Annotated in this window: 14 protein-coding genes; 10 read left to right on the top strand and 4 right to left on the bottom strand. The window is 68.2% G+C overall.

The genetic code is table 11. The annotated features are described in order from the left end of the window. The first annotated feature begins 77 nt into the window (after positions 1-77). Entirely contained in the window at positions 78-1,604 is a 1,527-nt protein-coding gene (locus tag MRBLMG1_RS08250) for a glycosyltransferase family 87 protein (RefSeq protein WP_367822242.1), read from the top strand. A gap of 57 nt (positions 1,605-1,661) precedes the next feature. Here the strand turns inward: MRBLMG1_RS08250 and MRBLMG1_RS08255 are convergent, their stop codons facing one another. The 3 genes from MRBLMG1_RS08255 to MRBLMG1_RS08265 all read right to left on the bottom strand — a co-directional run bounded on the left by MRBLMG1_RS08255 (position 1,662) and on the right by MRBLMG1_RS08265 (position 4,319). After that, positions 1,662-2,693, bottom strand: coding sequence for an alanine racemase (locus MRBLMG1_RS08255; RefSeq protein ID WP_367822244.1), 1,032 nt, complete (start codon positions 2,691-2,693; stop codon positions 1,662-1,664). A 73-nt stretch (positions 2,694-2,766) separates the two neighbouring features. Continuing rightward, a complete protein-coding gene (locus tag MRBLMG1_RS08260) occupies positions 2,767-3,885 on the bottom strand; it encodes a lipid II:glycine glycyltransferase FemX (protein ID WP_367822245.1) in 1,119 nt (372 codons plus the stop codon). Between the two features lie 119 nt (positions 3,886-4,004). Beyond that, a complete protein-coding gene (locus MRBLMG1_RS08265) occupies positions 4,005-4,319 on the bottom strand; it encodes a hypothetical protein (RefSeq protein ID WP_150268224.1) in 315 nt (104 codons plus the stop codon). Positions 4,320-4,602: 283 nt separating this feature from the next. Here MRBLMG1_RS08265 and rpsF point away from each other — a divergent pair, with 283 nt between their 5' ends. The 4 genes from rpsF to rplI all read left to right on the top strand — a co-directional run bounded on the left by rpsF (position 4,603) and on the right by rplI (position 6,321). Continuing rightward, positions 4,603-4,893, top strand: coding sequence for a 30S ribosomal protein S6 (gene rpsF, locus MRBLMG1_RS08270; protein WP_017240415.1), 291 nt, complete (start codon positions 4,603-4,605; stop codon positions 4,891-4,893). A gap of 74 nt (positions 4,894-4,967) precedes the next feature. Further along, positions 4,968-5,564 (top strand): single-stranded DNA-binding protein, encoded by a 597-nt coding sequence (locus tag MRBLMG1_RS08275; protein ID WP_367822248.1) that lies wholly within the window; start codon positions 4,968-4,970, stop codon positions 5,562-5,564. Positions 5,565-5,619: 55 nt separating this feature from the next. Beyond that, positions 5,620-5,856, top strand: a complete 237-nt coding sequence (gene rpsR, locus MRBLMG1_RS08280) for a 30S ribosomal protein S18 (RefSeq protein ID WP_003956534.1) — start codon at positions 5,620-5,622, stop codon at positions 5,854-5,856. Positions 5,857-5,874: 18 nt separating this feature from the next. After that, positions 5,875-6,321 (top strand): 50S ribosomal protein L9, encoded by a 447-nt coding sequence (gene rplI, locus MRBLMG1_RS08285; RefSeq protein ID WP_017240417.1) that lies wholly within the window; start codon positions 5,875-5,877, stop codon positions 6,319-6,321. A 104-nt stretch (positions 6,322-6,425) separates the two neighbouring features. On the opposite strand, the gene MRBLMG1_RS08290 is transcribed toward rplI, so the two are convergent. Continuing rightward, positions 6,426-7,763, bottom strand: coding sequence for an MATE family efflux transporter (locus tag MRBLMG1_RS08290; protein WP_367822251.1), 1,338 nt, complete (start codon positions 7,761-7,763; stop codon positions 6,426-6,428). A gap of 423 nt (positions 7,764-8,186) precedes the next feature. On the opposite strand from MRBLMG1_RS08290, the gene dnaB reads away from it, so the two are divergent. The 5 genes from dnaB to MRBLMG1_RS08315 all read left to right on the top strand — a co-directional run bounded on the left by dnaB (position 8,187) and on the right by MRBLMG1_RS08315 (position 16,505). After that, positions 8,187-9,668 (top strand): replicative DNA helicase, encoded by a 1,482-nt coding sequence (dnaB, locus tag MRBLMG1_RS08295; RefSeq protein ID WP_367822253.1) that lies wholly within the window; start codon positions 8,187-8,189, stop codon positions 9,666-9,668. A gap of 198 nt (positions 9,669-9,866) precedes the next feature. Further along, the gene (locus MRBLMG1_RS08300) at positions 9,867-10,574 is read left to right on the top strand and encodes a TnsA-like heteromeric transposase endonuclease subunit (protein WP_367822255.1); all 708 of its coding nucleotides are present in this window, start codon (positions 9,867-9,869) and stop codon (positions 10,572-10,574) included. Next, positions 10,571-12,700 (top strand): helix-turn-helix domain-containing protein, encoded by a 2,130-nt coding sequence (locus tag MRBLMG1_RS08305; RefSeq protein WP_367822257.1) that lies wholly within the window; start codon positions 10,571-10,573, stop codon positions 12,698-12,700. Before MRBLMG1_RS08300 ends, MRBLMG1_RS08305 begins: the two co-directional genes overlap by 4 nt. Next, positions 12,697-13,815 carry an AAA family ATPase gene (locus MRBLMG1_RS08310; protein ID WP_367822258.1) on the top strand — a complete coding sequence of 373 codons (1,119 nt, stop codon included), beginning with the start codon at positions 12,697-12,699 and terminating at the stop codon, positions 13,813-13,815. Before MRBLMG1_RS08305 ends, MRBLMG1_RS08310 begins: the two co-directional genes overlap by 4 nt. Next, positions 13,812-16,505, top strand: coding sequence for a TniQ family protein (locus MRBLMG1_RS08315; protein ID WP_367822260.1), 2,694 nt, complete (start codon positions 13,812-13,814; stop codon positions 16,503-16,505). Before MRBLMG1_RS08310 ends, MRBLMG1_RS08315 begins: the two co-directional genes overlap by 4 nt. Position 16,506 lies beyond the last annotated feature (1 nt).

Raw genomic sequence — 16,506 nt, forward strand, 5'->3', positions numbered from 1 at the left:
CCGCTCCGTACCTTCCGTACGGACCGGCCGCGGCGGCCCTCGCCGTTTTCACCGGGACGTACGGCAGGATGTCCCCCATGCCGAGCCTCCAGAAGACGAGCGCGCCGCAGGACCGGCCCCAGGGCCGCTCGCGGACGGTCATCCCCACCCACCGGGACAAGGTGGCCGCCGCGGGCAGCGAGCTGATCGGCGGCCCGTACGGGCGCCGGGCGCTGCCCGGTACCGGGCAGCTCACTCCCGTGCGGGTGATCGCCCTCGTGGCCATCGGCATGTTCGCCCTCGGCATGGTGCAGAAGCTGCCCTGCTACAACTGGGCCTGGTTCCGGGGGACGACGTCCCAGTACACCCACGCCTGCTACTCCGACATCCCCCACCTCTTCGCCGGGCGGGGCTTCGCGGACGGCCTGGTGCCGTACTTCGACCGGCTGAGCGGTGACATACCGTTCCTGGAGTACCCGGTCCTCACGGGTCTTCTCATGGAGGTCGCCGCCTGGCTGACGCCGGGCGGCGGCAGCGCGGCCGAGAACGAGAGGGCGTACTGGTTGGCCAACGCGGGCCTGCTGATGGCCTGTGCGGCCGTCCTCGCGGTCTGCGTGACGCGGACGCACCGCCTGCGGCCCTGGGACGGGCTCCTGGTGGCCCTGGCCCCCTCGATCGCGCTCACCGCCACGATCAACTGGGACATACTGGCCGTCGCGCTGACCGCCGCCGCCGTCATGATGTGGTCGCGCGGCCGGCCGCTGGGCTTCGGCATCCTGCTGGGCCTGGCCACCGCCGCCAAGTTCTACCCGATACTGCTCCTCCTGCCCCTGCTGCTGCTCTGCGCCCGGGCCGGGAAGTGGCGGGAGTACGGGACCGCGGTGCTCGGCGCGTGCGGCGCGTGGCTGGTCGTGAACCTGCCCGTGATGCTGCTCGCGCCCGAGGGCTGGAAGCAGTTCTACCTGTTCAGCCGGGACCGGAACGTCGACTTCGGATCGGTCTGGCTGCTGGTCAGCCAGCGGGCCGGGACGACGATCACGCCGGAGCGGGCCAACCTGTACGCGCTGCTGCTGATGGTGCTGGCCGCGGCCGGACTCGCCTACCTGGCGTTCACGGCGCCCCGCCGGCCCCGCTTCGCCCAGCTGGCCTTCCTGATCGTCGCCGCGTTCGTGCTGGTCAACAAGGTCTACTCGCCGCAGTACGTCCTGTGGCTCGTGCCGCTGGCGGTGCTCGCCCGGCCCCGCTGGCGCGACTTCCTGGTCTGGCAGGCGTGCGAGGTCATGTACTTCCTCGGCATCTGGATGTACCTGGCCTTCACCAGCAGCGGCAGCAAGCAGGGCCTGCCGCTGGACGGCTACCAGTTCGCGATCGTCCTGCACCTGCTCGGCACCCTGTACCTGTGCGCGATGGTCGTACGCGACATCCTGGCGCCCGAGAAGGACCCGGTGCGGCAGGACGGCTCGGACGACCCCTCGGGGGGCGTCCTGGACGGGACGGAGGACGTCTTCGTCATGGGCAGGGCCGCGCATCCGGCCCGGCACGCCGCTCCCGGCGCGGAGGAGGGCCGCCGGGTGCGGTGGGGCACCTCCGACGATCCGCACGACCCATGGGGCGCTCCTGAGTAGCCACATGGATCACCCCCCGGGAGCCCTGCTCCCGGGGGGTGATCCATTCCGGCCGGCTCAGCGCTCGACGAGCCGGTCGAACTGCGTCGTCGTGTGGCGCAGATGGGCGACGAGCTCGTCGCCCACCCGGGGCTCCTCCGCGTCGGAGGGCACGAACAGGATCGACACCTGCATGTGCGGCGGCTCGGCGAACCAGCGCTGCTTCCCGGCCCAGACGAAGGGCGACAGGTTGCGGTTGACGGTGGCGAGGCCGGCCCGGGCGACGCCCTTGGCGCGCGGCATGACGCCGTGCATGGCCTTGGGGGCCTCCAGGCCCACGCCGTGCGAGGTGCCGCCGGCGACGACGACCAGCCAGCCGTCCGATGCCGCCTTCTGCTGGCGGTAGCCGAACCGGTCGCCCTTGGCCACCCGGGTCACGTCGAGGACCGCGCCCCGGTACTCCGTGGCCTCGTGGTCGCCCAGCCAGAGCCGGGTGCCGATCCGGGCGCGGAAGCGGGTCTGCGGGAACTGCTGCTGGAGCCGGGCCTGCTCCTCGGCCCGCAGGTGGCTCACGAACATGGTGTGCAGGGGCAGCCTGGCGGCCCGCAGCCGGTCCATCCAGGCGATGACCTCCTCGACCGCGTCCGTGCCGTCCGGGCGGTCCAGCGGGAGGTGGAGGGCGAAACCTTCGAGGCGTACGTCCTCGATCGCCGAGTGGAGCTGCTGGAGCTCCTCCTCGCGGACGCCGTGGCGCTTCATCGAGCTCATGCACTCGATCACGACCCGGGCGCCCACCAGGGCGCGGACGCCGTCCACGGACGACACGGAGCGGATCACGCGGTCGGGCAGCGGAACCGGTTCCTCACCCCGGCGGAACGGGGTGAGGACCAGCAGGTCGCCGCCGAACCAGTCCTTGATCTTCGCGGCCTCGTAGGTGGTGCCCACGGCCAGCATGTCGGAGCCGAACCGGGCCGCCTCGTCCGCGAGGCGCTCGTGTCCGAAGCCGTACCCGTTGCCCTTGCAGACCGGGATGAGACCGGGGAACTGGTCGATGACGCTCTTCTGGTGCGCGCGCCAGCGAGCGGTGTCGACGTAGAGGGAGAGCGCCATGGCCGGCCCGGACCTTTCTGGTGGCAGCGGTGTGTCAAAGATGTGTACGAGACTACGAAAGCCTACGGAACGGTCAGCGGCGCGACATGTAGATGTCGAGCGCCTTGTGGAGCAGCTTGTTGAGCGGGAAGTCCCACTCGCCGACGTACTCGACGGCCTCGCCGCCCGTGCCGACCTTGAACTGGATGAGGCCGAAGAGGTGGTCGGTCTCGTCGAGGGAGTCCGAGATGCCCCGCAGGTCGTAGACGGTCGCGCCCATCGCGTAGGCGTCGCGCAGCATCCGCCACTGCATCGCGTTCGAGGGCCGGACCTCGCGGCCGATGTTGTCGGAGGCGCCGTAGGAGTACCAGACGTGGCCGCCGACGACGAGCATGGTCGCGGCCGAGAGGTTCACGCCGTCGTGGCGGGCGAAGTAGAGCCGCATGCGGTTGGGGTCCTCGTTGTTGAGGACGGTCCACATGCGCTGGAAGTACGAGAGCGGGCGCGGCCGGAAGTGGTCGCGGACGGCCGTGATCTCGTAGAGCCGCTGCCACTCGGCCAGGTCCTCGTAGCCGCCCTGGACGACCTCGACGCCGGCCTTCTCGGCCTTCTTGATGTTCCGGCGCCACAGCTGGTTGAAGCCCTTGAGGACGTCGTCGAGCGAGCGGTTCGCGAGCGGGACCTGGAACACGTAGCGGGGCTGGACGTCACCGAAGCCGGCGCCGCCGTCCTCGCCCTGCTGCCAGCCCATCTTCCGCAGCCGGTCCGCGACTTCGAAGGCGCGCGGCTCGATGTGGGTGGCCTCGACGTCCTTGAGGCGCTTGACGTCCGGGTCCTGGATGCCGGCCTTGATGGCGGTCGAGTCCCAGCGCCGGATGACGACCGGCGGGCCCATCTTCACCGAGAAGGCGCCCTGCTGCTTGAGGTGCGCCAGCATCGGCTGCAGCCAGTCGTCGAGGTTGGGCGCGTACCAGTTGATGACCGGGCCCTCGGGCAGGTAGGCGAGGTACCGCTTGATCTTCGGGAGCTGGCGGTAGAGCACCAGGCCCGCGCCGACGAGCTCACCGGACTTGTCGAACCAGCCGAGGTTCTCCGAGCGCCACTCGGTCTTCACGTCAGCCCACGCCGGGACCTGGCAGTGGCTCGCCGCGGGCTGGCTCTGGATGAATGCCAGATGCTGCTCACGGCTGATGGTCCTCAGGGTCAGGCTCATGCGGGGCGCTCCTCGGCAGGTGTGTCCCCATCGGTCAGGGGCTCCGGCTCTCGCGCCGAAGCCTACTGTGACCGGGGAGCGCCCCGAATGGGTGTGTGTGCCCTGACGTGCCGCCGGGCTCAGCTGATCACGCCGCCGAAGAGGCCGCCGTGCGCCATGCCGAGATAGAACCCGAATGCCGAGGCGCCGAGTCCGAGGATCAGCAGGAAGCGTTCGCGGGTCGTCACGGAGATGAACTGTCCGTAGGCACCGGTCAGGATGCCGATCAGGCCCGACCAGGAACTCAGCAGGTGCAGGTTGTCGAACTGCGCGGTGACGAAGGCGAGGACGCCCAGGACCAGCGTCACGCCGACCAGGGTGTCCTGGAGGGGGTGGGGCTTGCCGTCGGTCGCGAAGAGGGAGTGGCCGGGGTCGGGTCGCATTGCCTGTGCCATGGGGCACCTCCTGGCGTTGCTGCGCGAGGGCGGCGCCTCATGGCGCCGCCGACATCCGTTGTGTACAGATTGCGTCCCCTCACCGGGGAATTTCAACCGCAGGCCGATGTGCGGGTACTCTGTACAGCTGCGCCGGTGTCTGCCCAGGTCCCTCCGGGATCCCCGACGGCCTCCTCGTTCGCCGAGGGGGTTGTCAGTGGTGGCGGATACCGTTGCTTACGCATCACGACCCTCCTGCCACGGAACGACCGTGGCCGCTGAGTCCAAAGGAGGTGGGTTCCACATGCGTCACTACGAAGTGATGGTCATCCTCGACCCCGATCTGGAGGAGCGCGCTGTCGCCCCCCTGATCGAGAACTTCCTCTCCGTCGTCCGTGAGGCGAACGGAAAGGTCGAGAAGGTCGACACCTGGGGCCGTCGTCGTCTCTCGTACGAGATCAAGAAGAAGCCCGAGGGCATCTACTCGGTCATCGACCTGCAGGCCGAGCCTGCGGTCGTCAAGGAGCTCGACCGCCAGATGAACCTGAACGAGTCGGTCCTCCGGACCAAGGTCCTCCGTCCCGAGACCCACTGAGCTTCTAGCTCAGAGGTCATCGGGTTCGAGTAGCAACAAAGCAGCCAGAAGCAAACCCGCCGAGAGGTTCCCCCATGGCAGGCGAGACCGTCATCACGGTCGTCGGCAATCTTGTCGACGACCCCGAGCTGCGCTTCACCCCGTCCGGTGCGGCGGTCGCGAAGTTCCGTATCGCGTCCACTCCCCGCACCTTCGACCGTCAGACCAATGAGTGGAAGGACGGCGAGAGCCTGTTCCTGACCTGCTCGGTCTGGCGTCAGGCGGCGGAGAACGTCGCCGAATCGCTCCAGCGAGGCATGCGCGTCGTCGTGCAGGGCCGGCTGAAGCAGCGGTCCTACGAGGACCGTGAGGGCGTCAAGCGCACGGTCTACGAGCTGGACGTCGAGGAAGTCGGCCCCAGCCTCAAGAACGCCACGGCCAAGGTCACCAAGACCACCGGTCGCGGCGGCCAGGGTGGATACGGCGGCGGCGGCCAGCAGGCCGGCGGCGGTGGCGGCGGCAGCTGGGGTGGAAACTCCGGCGGTTCCCAGCAGGGTGGCGGCGGTGCTCCCGCCGAAGACCCGTGGGCGACCGGCGGTGGTGCTCCCTCCGGCGGCGGCGGCCAGCAGGGCGGCGGAGGCGGCTGGGGTGGAAACTCCGGCGGCGGCTACTCGGACGAGCCCCCCTTCTAGGCATCGCCTGGAAGCAGCTCGTACTCCCACTTCTTGATCACACAGGAGAAACACCATGGCGAAGCCGCCTGTGCGCAAGCCTAAGAAGAAGGTCTGCGCGTTCTGCAAGGACAAGACCGTGTACGTGGACTACAAGGACACGAACATGCTGCGGAAGTTCATTTCCGACCGCGGCAAGATCCGTGCCCGCCGCGTTACCGGCAACTGCACGCAGCACCAGCGTGACGTCGCCACGGCCGTGAAGAACAGCCGTGAGATGGCGCTGCTGCCCTACACGTCCACCGCGCGATAAGGGAAGGGTGACCGAAAAATGAAGATCATCCTCACCCACGAGGTCTCTGGCCTCGGTGCCGCTGGCGACGTCGTCGACGTCAAGGACGGCTACGCTCGCAACTACCTGGTCCCGCGTGGTTTCGCGATCCGCTGGACCAAGGGTGGCGAGAAGGACGTGGCGCAGATCCGCCGCGCCCGCAAGATCCACGAGATCGCGACCATCGAGCAGGCCAACGAGATCAAGGCCCAGCTCGAGGGCACGAAGGTGCGCCTGGCCGTTCGCTCCGGCGACGCCGGCCGTCTCTTCGGCTCCGTGACCCCGGCCGACATCGCCTCGGCGATCAAGTCCGCGGGTGGCCCCGACGTCGACAAGCGTCGCGTCGAGCTCGGTTCGCCGATCAAGACCCTGGGCTCGCACCAGGTGTCCGTGCGTCTGCACCCCGAGGTTGCCGCGAAGCTCGGCGTCGAGGTCGTCGCCGCGTAACGCTGCCCTTGGCAGTCTGCGCTCAGCAGTGAGGAAGGGCCGCACCCCTCGGGGTGCGGCCCTTCCGCTGTTTCACGTGAAACAGGGCGTTTCACGTGAAACGTTCAGCGTGTGGCGCCCGTGACGATCCAGCGACCGGAGCGGGTGCGCAGCCACAGCGTCAGCATCCGCACCGTCATCATCAGCGTCATCGCCCACCAGAGGGCGGTGAGGCCTCCGCCGAGCGCAGGGATCACCAGGGCCACCGGGGCGAAGACGGCGAGGGTCAGCAGCATGGCCCAGGCGAGGTAGGGGCCGTCTCCCGCGCCCATCAGCACGCCGTCGAGTACGAAGACGACCCCCGAGATCGGCTGCGAGACCGCGACCACCAGCAAGGCCGGCAGCAGGGTGTCCTGGACCGTCGTGTCGCTGGTGAAGAGGGGGATGAACAAGGGTCGCGCCATGATGAGGAGCACGCCCAGAACGATGCCCGAGACCACGCCCCACTGGACCATGCGGCGGCAGACCTGCCGGGCGCCCTGGGCGTCGTCCGCGCCGAGGTAGCGGCCGATGATGGCCTGGCCGGCGATGGCGATCGCGTCGAGGGCGAAGGCCATGAGGCTCCACAGGGACAGGATGATCTGGTGGGCCGCGACCTCGGCGTCACCCAGCCGGGCCGCGACCGCCGTGGCGATCAGCAGGACCGCGCGCAGCGAGAGCGTACGGACGAGCAGGGGGGCACCGGCCTGGGCGGAGGCGCGGATGCCGGCCGCGTCGGGGCGGAGGGAAGCCCCGTGGCGCCGTGCGCCCCGAACGACCACGAAGAGGTAGACGGCGGCCATGCCGTACTGGGCGATGACCGTGCCCCAGGCGGAGCCGGCGATGCCCAGATCGGCCCCGTAGACCAGCCCGACATTGAGCGCGGCGTTGGTGGCGAAGCCCCCGATGGCCACATAGAGCGGTGTACGGGTGTCCTGGAGGCCGCGCAGGACGCCGGTGGCCGCCAGGACCACCAGCATTGCGGGGATGCCGAGGCTGGAGATCCGGAGGTAGGTGACGGCGTACGGCGCGGCGGTGTCGGAAGCGCCGAAGAGGTCGACGAGCCCGGGTGCCGTGGGCAGGGTCAGGGCGACGACGGCGGCGCCGAGCAGGACCGCGAGCCAGATGCCGTCCATGCCCTGGCGGATCGCGGCCTGGAGGTCGCCCGCGCCGACGCGCCGTGAGACGGCGGCCGTGGTGGCGTAGGCGAGGAAGACGAAGACGCTGACGGCGGTGGAGAGCAGGGCGGCGGCGATGGCCAGGCCCGCGAGCTGGGGGGTGCCGAGGTGGCCGACGATGGCGCTGTCGACCATGAGGAACAGCGGCTCGGCGACGAGGGCACCGAAGGCCGGCAGGGCCAGAGACACGATCTCGCGGTCGTGCTGTCGACGGACGGCCTTGGAGGTCACGGGGGCCTGGGTCATGGGGTCAATCTAATCTTCCACAGGTAAGAGATGCAATGTATCTGTGCTCCTTACTTTTCGAGGGTGCGGGGCTTCGGGTGTGGGCCGTTTGTTCTGATCTTGATCCAGGGGGAGAACTTTTTCTCCCCCACAGCCCGTGGATGGAGAAACCGCAGGTCAGGTGGGTGAATTCAAGAGGGCTATGAGTTTGTCCACATGACTGTCCCCCGGTCCGTGCACAGGTTCCGGGGAGTTCTCCACAGCATCTGGGCCTTCACCCACAGGGCCTGTGGATAACCAGATTGGCTGACGCCTCCCGCGGGCCTACCGTGGTTCGGCGCCCGACGCGCCAGAAGCGGTCGCAAAGCCACTCGTTGATCAAGCCCGTGGCGTAAGAAAGAGTGGCAGGGCGAGGTCCGCGGAGCGGACGGGAGGAGGTGCTTGGTGAGCATTACCGAGCCCATGGACGACCCTTGGGCCGACAGCGGACCGAGTGACCGGCTGCCCACCCGTACCCGCGGTGAAGGTCGTGGCCGCGGCCGCGGCCGCGACGACCAGCACGAGCGGGGCAACGACGGCTCGTGGGACGGCGGACTCTCCGGCTTCGAGCGCGTACCCCCGCAGGACCTCGACGCCGAACAGTCCGTCCTCGGCGGCATGCTGCTCTCCAAGGACGCCATCGCGGACGTCGTGGAGATCATCAAGGGCAACGACTTCTACAAGCCGGCCCACGAGACCGTCTATGCGGCGATCCTCGACCTCTACGCCAAGGGCGAGCCGGCAGACCCGATCACGGTCGGCGCCGAGCTCACCAAGCGCGGCGAGATCACCCGGGTCGGCGGCGCCTCCTACCTCCACACCCTGGTCCAGTCGGTACCGACCGCGGCCAACGCCTCGTACTACGCGGAGATCGTCCACGAGCGCGCCGTCCTGCGCCGCCTCGTGGAAGCCGGCACCAAGATCACGCAGATGGGCTACGCGGCCGACGGCGACGTCGACGAGATCGTGAACTCGGCGCAGGCCGAGATCTACGCGGTCACCGAGCAGCGCACCACCGAGGACTACCTGCCGCTCGGCGACATCATGGAGGGGGCCCTCGACGAGATCGAGGCGATCGGCTCCCGCAGCGGCGAGATGACCGGTGTGCCCACCGGTTTCACCGACCTCGACTCCCTCACCAACGGTCTGCACCCCGGCCAGATGATCATCATCGCGGCCCGTCCCGCCATGGGTAAGTCGACCCTCGCCCTGGACTTCGCCCGGGCCGCGTCCATCAAGCACAACCTGCCCAGCGTCATCTTCTCCCTCGAAATGGGCCGCAACGAGATCGCGATGCGACTCCTCTCGGCCGAGGCCCGGGTCGCGCTCCACCACATGCGCTCCGGCACGATGACCGACGAGGACTGGACGCGTCTCGCCCGCCGCATGCCGGACGTCTCCCAGGCCCCGCTGTACATCGACGACTCGCCGAACCTGTCGATGATGGAGATCCGGGCCAAGTGCCGCCGGCTCAAGCAGCGCAACGGCCTCAAGCTCGTCATCATCGACTACCTGCAGCTCATGCAGTCGGGCGGCTCGAAGCGGCAGGAGAGCCGTCAGCAGGAAGTCTCCGACATGTCGCGAAACCTCAAGCTCCTCGCCAAGGAGCTGGAGCTTCCGGTCATCGCGCTCTCCCAGCTGAACCGTGGCCCCGAGCAGCGCACCGACAAGAAGCCCATGGTCTCCGACCTGCGTGAGTCCGGCTCGATCGAGCAGGACGCCGACATGGTGATCCTGCTGCACCGTGAGGACGCCTACGAGAAGGAGTCCCCGCGAGCCGGCGAGGCGGACATCATCGTGGGCAAGCACCGTAACGGTCCGACGGCCACGATCACCGTGGCCTTCCAGGGCCACTACTCGCGCTTCGTCGACATGGCACAGACCTGATCGGAGCACTTGTAGGGTCTCAAATTTCGTGTCGGAATCTCACGGTCGATGTCGGATGGAAGTCGGATCCGACATCAATCTGAGATTCGCAGGTCGCTCCTGTACCTCATTCGAGTGAAAGCGCTGCTGGTGTGCTCCCGTCGGTGTGTTGGGCGGGAGCATCGTGCTGCCGGGGGCAACTCCAACTCGGGAGTGGGGATGGAAGCGACGGTCAGCTTTCGTGGGCACGGTGGCGGGGTTGAAGAGTGTTCCTGGGCGTCTGTGGCAGCGGTGTCGCTGCAGACGGCTCGTCCGTGGCGGACTTTCCGCTGGTACAGGGACCAGAAGCACTACTCGGGTACCTATTGGTCGGCGACGATGCGCGACCACGTGATCTACGAGTCACGACTTGAGCTGTCACGCCTGCTCTTCGCCGATTTTGATCCGTCCGTACGAGCCATCGTGGCCCAGCCCTTTCTGCTGCAGACGGCACTGGAGGGGAAGGTACGTCGGCACATCCCGGACTACCTCCTGTTCACAGGGCAGGTGCCGGTGGTTGTTGACGTCAAGCCGATGCAGCGGTTGTCCAAGCCGGAGGTGGCGTTCACATTCGACTGGACCCGGAGGGTGGTGGAGTCGCGGGGATGGGAGTACGAGGTCTGGAGTGATCCTCCGGCAGCAGAACTGGAGAACATCCGGTTCCTCGCGGGTTACCGCAGGGAGTGGTTGTTCAACACCGAGATCCTGGAAGCGCTACGGGACGCGGATCTCGACGGGCTTCTTCTGGGACAGGCCATGGGGTGCCTGCCGGATCACCCAGAACTTCAAGTCCGCGCCGCGATCCACCATTTGCTCTGGACGCAGGTTTTCGTCACCGATCTCGACCGGCCCCTCGGCCCTTCGCACGTCCTGCGGAGGGCAACGTGAGCGGGGCGGCGACTCGAGTCGGAGTTGGCACGCGCTTCTGGTACGACGGGGAATCCGTCGAGGTGGTGGAGATGGCCGCGACCACGGCGGGCAACGAAGTGGTCTTGAAGGATGGTCGTGGGCGGCTGCTGCGGCTGTCTCTCAAGGAACTGCTGTTCTCCGATCGCGCTGCGATCAGTCCTGACAGCCCGGGACCATCTGCGGACGACGAAGGCGAGATCGCCTCCGTGGTCCTCGGGCAGCTCGATACGGAGGAGAGGCAGAAAGTCCTGGAGCGAGCTGGGCACGTCCGCGAGGTGCTGACGGGTTTTCGCTCCGGCAGCAGGGAGTTGGCGGCCGACGACGAGCCGAAGGCCGCCTACGCCACGGCCGCGCCGATGGAGGCGAGGAAGGCAGCGAAGGCGACCGAACTTGGCGTGACGATCCGCACCATTGAGCGCTGGGTCGCTGGGTTTCTCCAACATGGCGAGGCCGGGCTTGCACCGAGGAGGATGCGGTCGGAGCGGTCACAGACCTCGGTCGATGACCGGTGGGTGGAGACCGCGGTGGAGGTGATGGTCGAGCACGCCGATCAGTCGCGGCCGTCTCGGACGGTGGTGATCGAGCGGACCCGGGCTCGGGTGATCGCGAGGTTCGGTGATGGGGTGGTGCCGCAACCGAGCAGGGCGACAGCGTTCCGCCTTCTGGAGGAGTTGGAGCGACGCCATCCGCTGTTCCGGCTGAGTACGAAGCGCAATCGGGATATCGCTAGTCGGCCGGAGGGTCCGTACGGGAAGCTGCGGCCGACGCGGCCGGGTGAGTACCTGCTGATGGACTCCACCCGCCTGGACGTCTTCGCGTTCGACCCGCTGACGCTGAAGTGGGTTCAGGCCGAGTTGAGTGTCGGGATGGACTGGTACACCCGCTGCATCACGGGGATCCGGCTCACGCCGGTCTCGACGAAGGCGGTGGATATCAGTGCGGTGCTGTTCCAGTCGTTTCGGCCGAGGCCGGCGGGGCGGGACTGGCCGCGGCACGCGGTCTGGCCCGAGCATGGCATCCCCCGCACCGTCCTGGTCGACGTCGAAGGCGCCACCGGACCGGGCCTGGCCTCGCCACCCCTGGTCCCCGAGACCCTTGTCGTCGACCACGGCAAGGTCTACGTCTCGGAACATCTGACCAGCGTCTGCCGACGGATGGGCATCTCCATCCAGCCGGCCCGGCTGCGGACGGGCCGCGACAAGGGGCCGGTGGAGCGCTACTTCCGGACCCTAAGGGAGGGACTGCTGCAGGTGCTGCCCGGCTACAAGGGGCCCGACATCCACTCGCGGGGCGAGCGCCCGGAGGATGACGCGTTCTTCTTCCTCGACGAGCTTGAGGCGATCATCCGCGAGTGGACTGCGACCGTCTATCACTGCCGACCGCACTCCAGTCTGGTCGATCCGGGTCTGCCGGGGTTGCGGATGTCCCCGGCGAAGATGTTCGAGCACGGCATGGCCCGCGCCGGCTACATCGAGGTTCCCCGGGATCGCGATCTCGCGTTCGAGTTCCTGCAGACGAAGTGGCGCACGGTCCAGCACTACGGGGTCGAGATCGGCCGCCGCCGCTACATCGGTCCTGGCCTGCCCGAGCCGGGAGTCCGCAGCCCCTACGACAGTCCGGTCAAGAACGGCTGGCCCTTCCAGGTGGACCCCGACGACATCACCCGGATCTACTTCCGCGATCCGGCTACCCGGGCCTGGAACACGCTGGTCTGGGAACACGCGCCGTCGGCCGAGATGCCGCTGAGCGAGGACGCGCTGACGTTCGCCCGCCAACTGGCGGCCTCGAAGTATCGCTTTCCCGACGACCGGCTCGCCGTCGCTGACTTGTTGGAGCGGTGGAATCTCGGCCTGGGTACCACGATCGCCGAGCGGCGCATGGCCCTGCGGCTCTCGCGCGAGCAGGCCGCCATCGAACTTCCGGAGAGTGAGGCGGAGACGGTCGTCTCGCTTCCGTCCGTACGCAAGGCCCTCGGCCAGGACGAGCAGACCGCGGAGCTGCGGGAGCCCGGCGTGGTGACGGAGACCGGGGATGACGACGAGGCTGATCTGGAGGACCTCGCCGGGGAGGACGACTTCTACGCTGATGCCCTGGAGGACGTGTGAACGTCGGCAGCGTTCTGCAGCCGGGCAGTCTTGCCTTGTCGCGGAAGGAGGACTTCAAGGCGTTCGCGGAGAGCCCTCGCCGCAGCCGGCCCGACCTGCTGACCCGCAAGCAGCTGAAGTCCCTGCCCACACAGGCGCGGGCGGACTATGACCGTCAGCGCCGGCAGTGGCACGCGAACATCGGCCCGGTGAAGACGCCGCAACTGACAGAGCTCCATGAAGACCTATGGGACATCGTCGACAGCAACGAGCAGGACGGCGACAAGGCCAAGGGGGCGGTGGCCGTCGATGCGTTCCCGGGGCTGGGCAAGACGACCTCGGTGCTGGCCTTCGCCCGCGACTTCCACCAGCGGGAGATCGAGGAGTCTGGAGCGTTCACGAGCCAAGGGCACGAGCGGATCCCGGTCTGCCGGGTCGGACTGACTGGGAACACCGGAATGAAGGATCTCAACCGGGCCATGCTGGAGTTCTTCGGCCACCCCGGACAGATGCGGGGGACCACCGCCCAGTTCGGACGGCGGGTGCTGGACTGCGTGCTGTCCTGCGATGTCCGCCTGGTGGTTCTGGACGATCTGCACTTTTTGAAATGGGGACAGAAGAGCGGGATCGAGGTGAGCAACCACCTGAAGTGGATCGCCAACGAGTTCCCAGTGACGTTGCTGATGGTGGGGGTCGAGCTCGCGAAGAAGGGCCTGTTCGGCGAAGGAACGAACGGGCGCGACACGGCTCTGGCCCAGACCGGCCGCCGCACCACCCGCCTCGGGCTTCGCCCGTTCACCATCGATACGGAGGCCGGGCGCCGGGAATGGCGGCAGATGCTGCTGGCCCTCGAACAGCGCGTCGTGCTCACCGACAAGCACCCCGGCATGCTCGCGGACGACCTGTCGGACTACCTCTTCGCCCGCAGCACCGGACACATCGGCTCGCTGATGACGCTGATCAACCGCAGCTGCCAGCGGGCGGTCCGCACCGGCGCCGAACGTCTTGACCAGGAGCTCATGGACCGGGTGAAGAACGACGAGGCATCCGAGGCTGCCCGCCTCGAACTTCAGGCAGCGCTGGAGAAGAAACGGCTGACCAGCCGCCCGCGGCCCCGGATGCGACGACCCGCATGAGAACGCTGGCCCGAACCCTGCCGATCCGGCTGCCTCCGCTGCCCGGCGAGGCCCTGGACTCATGGCTGGAGGCAACGGCCAGACGGATGGACACCGCACTCGGTGATGTCCTGCTGCACCTTGGCTTCCCGGTCCGGCACCGGGCCGGAAACCAGTTCCGGGGCATCCCGGCAGACTGGACGATCGTCCTCGACGAACCGCAGACCAATGCCGTCGCGCACGCCACCGGGACGTCCCCGGAGACAGTCACTGCCCTGACCCTGGCGCACTACGACGGACGGGCCCTCCACATGAGTGCCGGAGGCCGGGCCGTGTCACGGCACGTCCTTTGGGGCCGTGGAGGGGGATCCCGGTTCTGCCCGGAGTGCCTTCTTGCCACTGGCGGGCGATGGCAACTGTCCTGGAGGCTCGGTTTCTCCTTCGCCTGCACCCGGCACAGCAGGCTGCTGGCGGACTGCTGCCCGCACTGCGGGAGGGTGCCGCGGCAGCGGCCCCGTTCCGGCCGGTCCGTCCCCCTGCCTGAACTCTGCGGCAATCCACCGACCCGTCCCACCCGGCCGTTCTCGGCTGGCTGCGGCACCGATCTGACCTGCGCTTCGACGCTTCTTCTGCCTCCTGGCCATCCGGTTCTCATGGCGCAGGACCGGGTGATGGAGATCATCGATGGGGCAACAGCTACTTTCGGCCCCTACCGGACCTCTCCCCAGCCGGCATCGGCAGTGCTGGCCGACATCCGGGCCCTGGGCATACGCGTCCTGAGCGACCTGCCTGCGGCTGTCCTACGGGAAAGGATCCCGGCTGACATCGCAGAAGCGCACCTCAGCACCGATCCGGTCTCCCTGCACACCGGACAGGCGATGGAACGTCCGGGGTTCATGGCACCGCCACGAGCCGCTGACACGGCCGTCGCGGTCACCATGGCCCTGAGCATCCTGGAGCAACCAGGAATCCACCCGGCCGGCGAGGCCCTGCGACGCCTGCTGGAAGCAGTACGCGAGGAACTCACGCAGATCTCGGCGACCAGTATCGACAGCTGGGGCAGGGGTATCAGCCCGGTGCTGCAGTCCGTGCACCTGGCTGCCCTCGCTCCTGCCCTCCGTCCCAGCGAATATGTCCGCTACCGCGTCGCGACCGAGACCCCCCGTCGGCCGACCCGGACCACTCGGGACATCGAGCAGCGAGCCAGGAAGATCCCCACGATGTTCTGGCCGTCCTGGACGATCCGCCTCGCACCACCTGAAGGCATCCATGCGCGGGCTCTGGCCCCAGTCCTCGCCGCCCTGCTGCTGATACCCGACAGCCGAACATCCCTGGACCAGGCAGCCGGGCTGATCGGCGACGCCATCGACGGAACTGAGGTCTCACGCCTTCTCCAGGAACTCGACGACCTTCCGCATTGGCCGGGCATCGCCACTGCCCTGGACCGGCTCGCGGACTACCTCGATGCCAATAGCACCCCCATCGACTACGGCCGGCGCCGACTCCTGGACTACACCGGCCTGCTTCCTCATGACCGCTGGCTGGAGATCTGCCGCCGCACCGGAACACCACCGGGAACCGGGCGGCGCGAACGCATCGCACGCAGCCAGCTCTTCCAACGCCTCAGCGGCCTGCCTGCCGAGTCTCTCCCCGACGACCTGGGCGGGTTCGACAGCGCAGAGTTCCGGGCGACGTCCTTACGGTTCACCGCGCTTCAGACCCCCGAACTCGCGCACGCCCTCCAGCAGGAAGCTCTCACCTTCCTGGCCTCACACCACATCCACGACGAGCCCGTGACCTGGCAGCCGCCCGCCACCCTGCTGGCAGGGCTCTCCCTTCCCGGCCCTGACCCGGCACACGTCGACCTACCCCGCCTGCACCACCTTGTCCGCGAACGCCAGCACCCTGTTCAGCACGCCGCCCAGGTTCTGGGCACGACCGTCGAGGCCATCCGACATGTCCTCGATGAACATCCAGCCCCTGCATCCCCGCTGACGAAAAGCACCGCCAGGGCCACCGGCCGCATCCGGCAGCAGGCCCGGCAAGCCATTCCGGCAGAGCGCTTCACCCGGCTCTACCTTGATGAGCATCGGTCCCTCCAGCAGATCGCCACCCTCACCGGCTTCTCCCGCAGAGTGCTGACCGACCTCGCCAAGGAGTACGGCATCCCGCTCCGCGAGGGCCCCAAGGACTACAAGCGCCGCGGCACCGTCGAACGGGACTGGCTCATCGAGCAGTACGTCCACCGCCGCCGGACCCTGCCGGATCTCGCCCGAGAAGCCGGCATGAGCACCGCGAACATGGCCCGCTGGGCCCACACCCACAACGTTCCGCTGCGATCACGCGGAGGAGCCAGTCACAGCCAGGCACTTCGCGCTGCCGACCAGGCCTATCGAGCACCGCGCGTCCTCCGGCCAGCACTAAGCGGTCAGGGTGCCAGTGAACGCTTGAGGCGGTTCGCGGCTGCATCCGCCTTTCCCAGCCTCGGCGCGGCGGCGAGTGACCTCGGTCTCAACACGTTCACCCTCGTCGCGCAGATTAACCGGATCGAACGAGAGCTCGGCGGACCGCTGCTGGTCAGAGCCGAACGGGGACGGCCGATGACCCTGACTCCTTTGGGGAGGAAGACACTCAGGGCGATCCGGACACATCAACGCGATGAACAGCAACTGGCCGATCAAGCAGGCAGGAATTCGGTACAGGCGGAGTGAG

It is taken from the genome of Streptomyces sp. LMG1-1-1.1, assembly GCF_040815545.1.
Classification (GTDB): Bacteria; Actinomycetota; Actinomycetes; order Streptomycetales; family Streptomycetaceae; genus Streptomyces.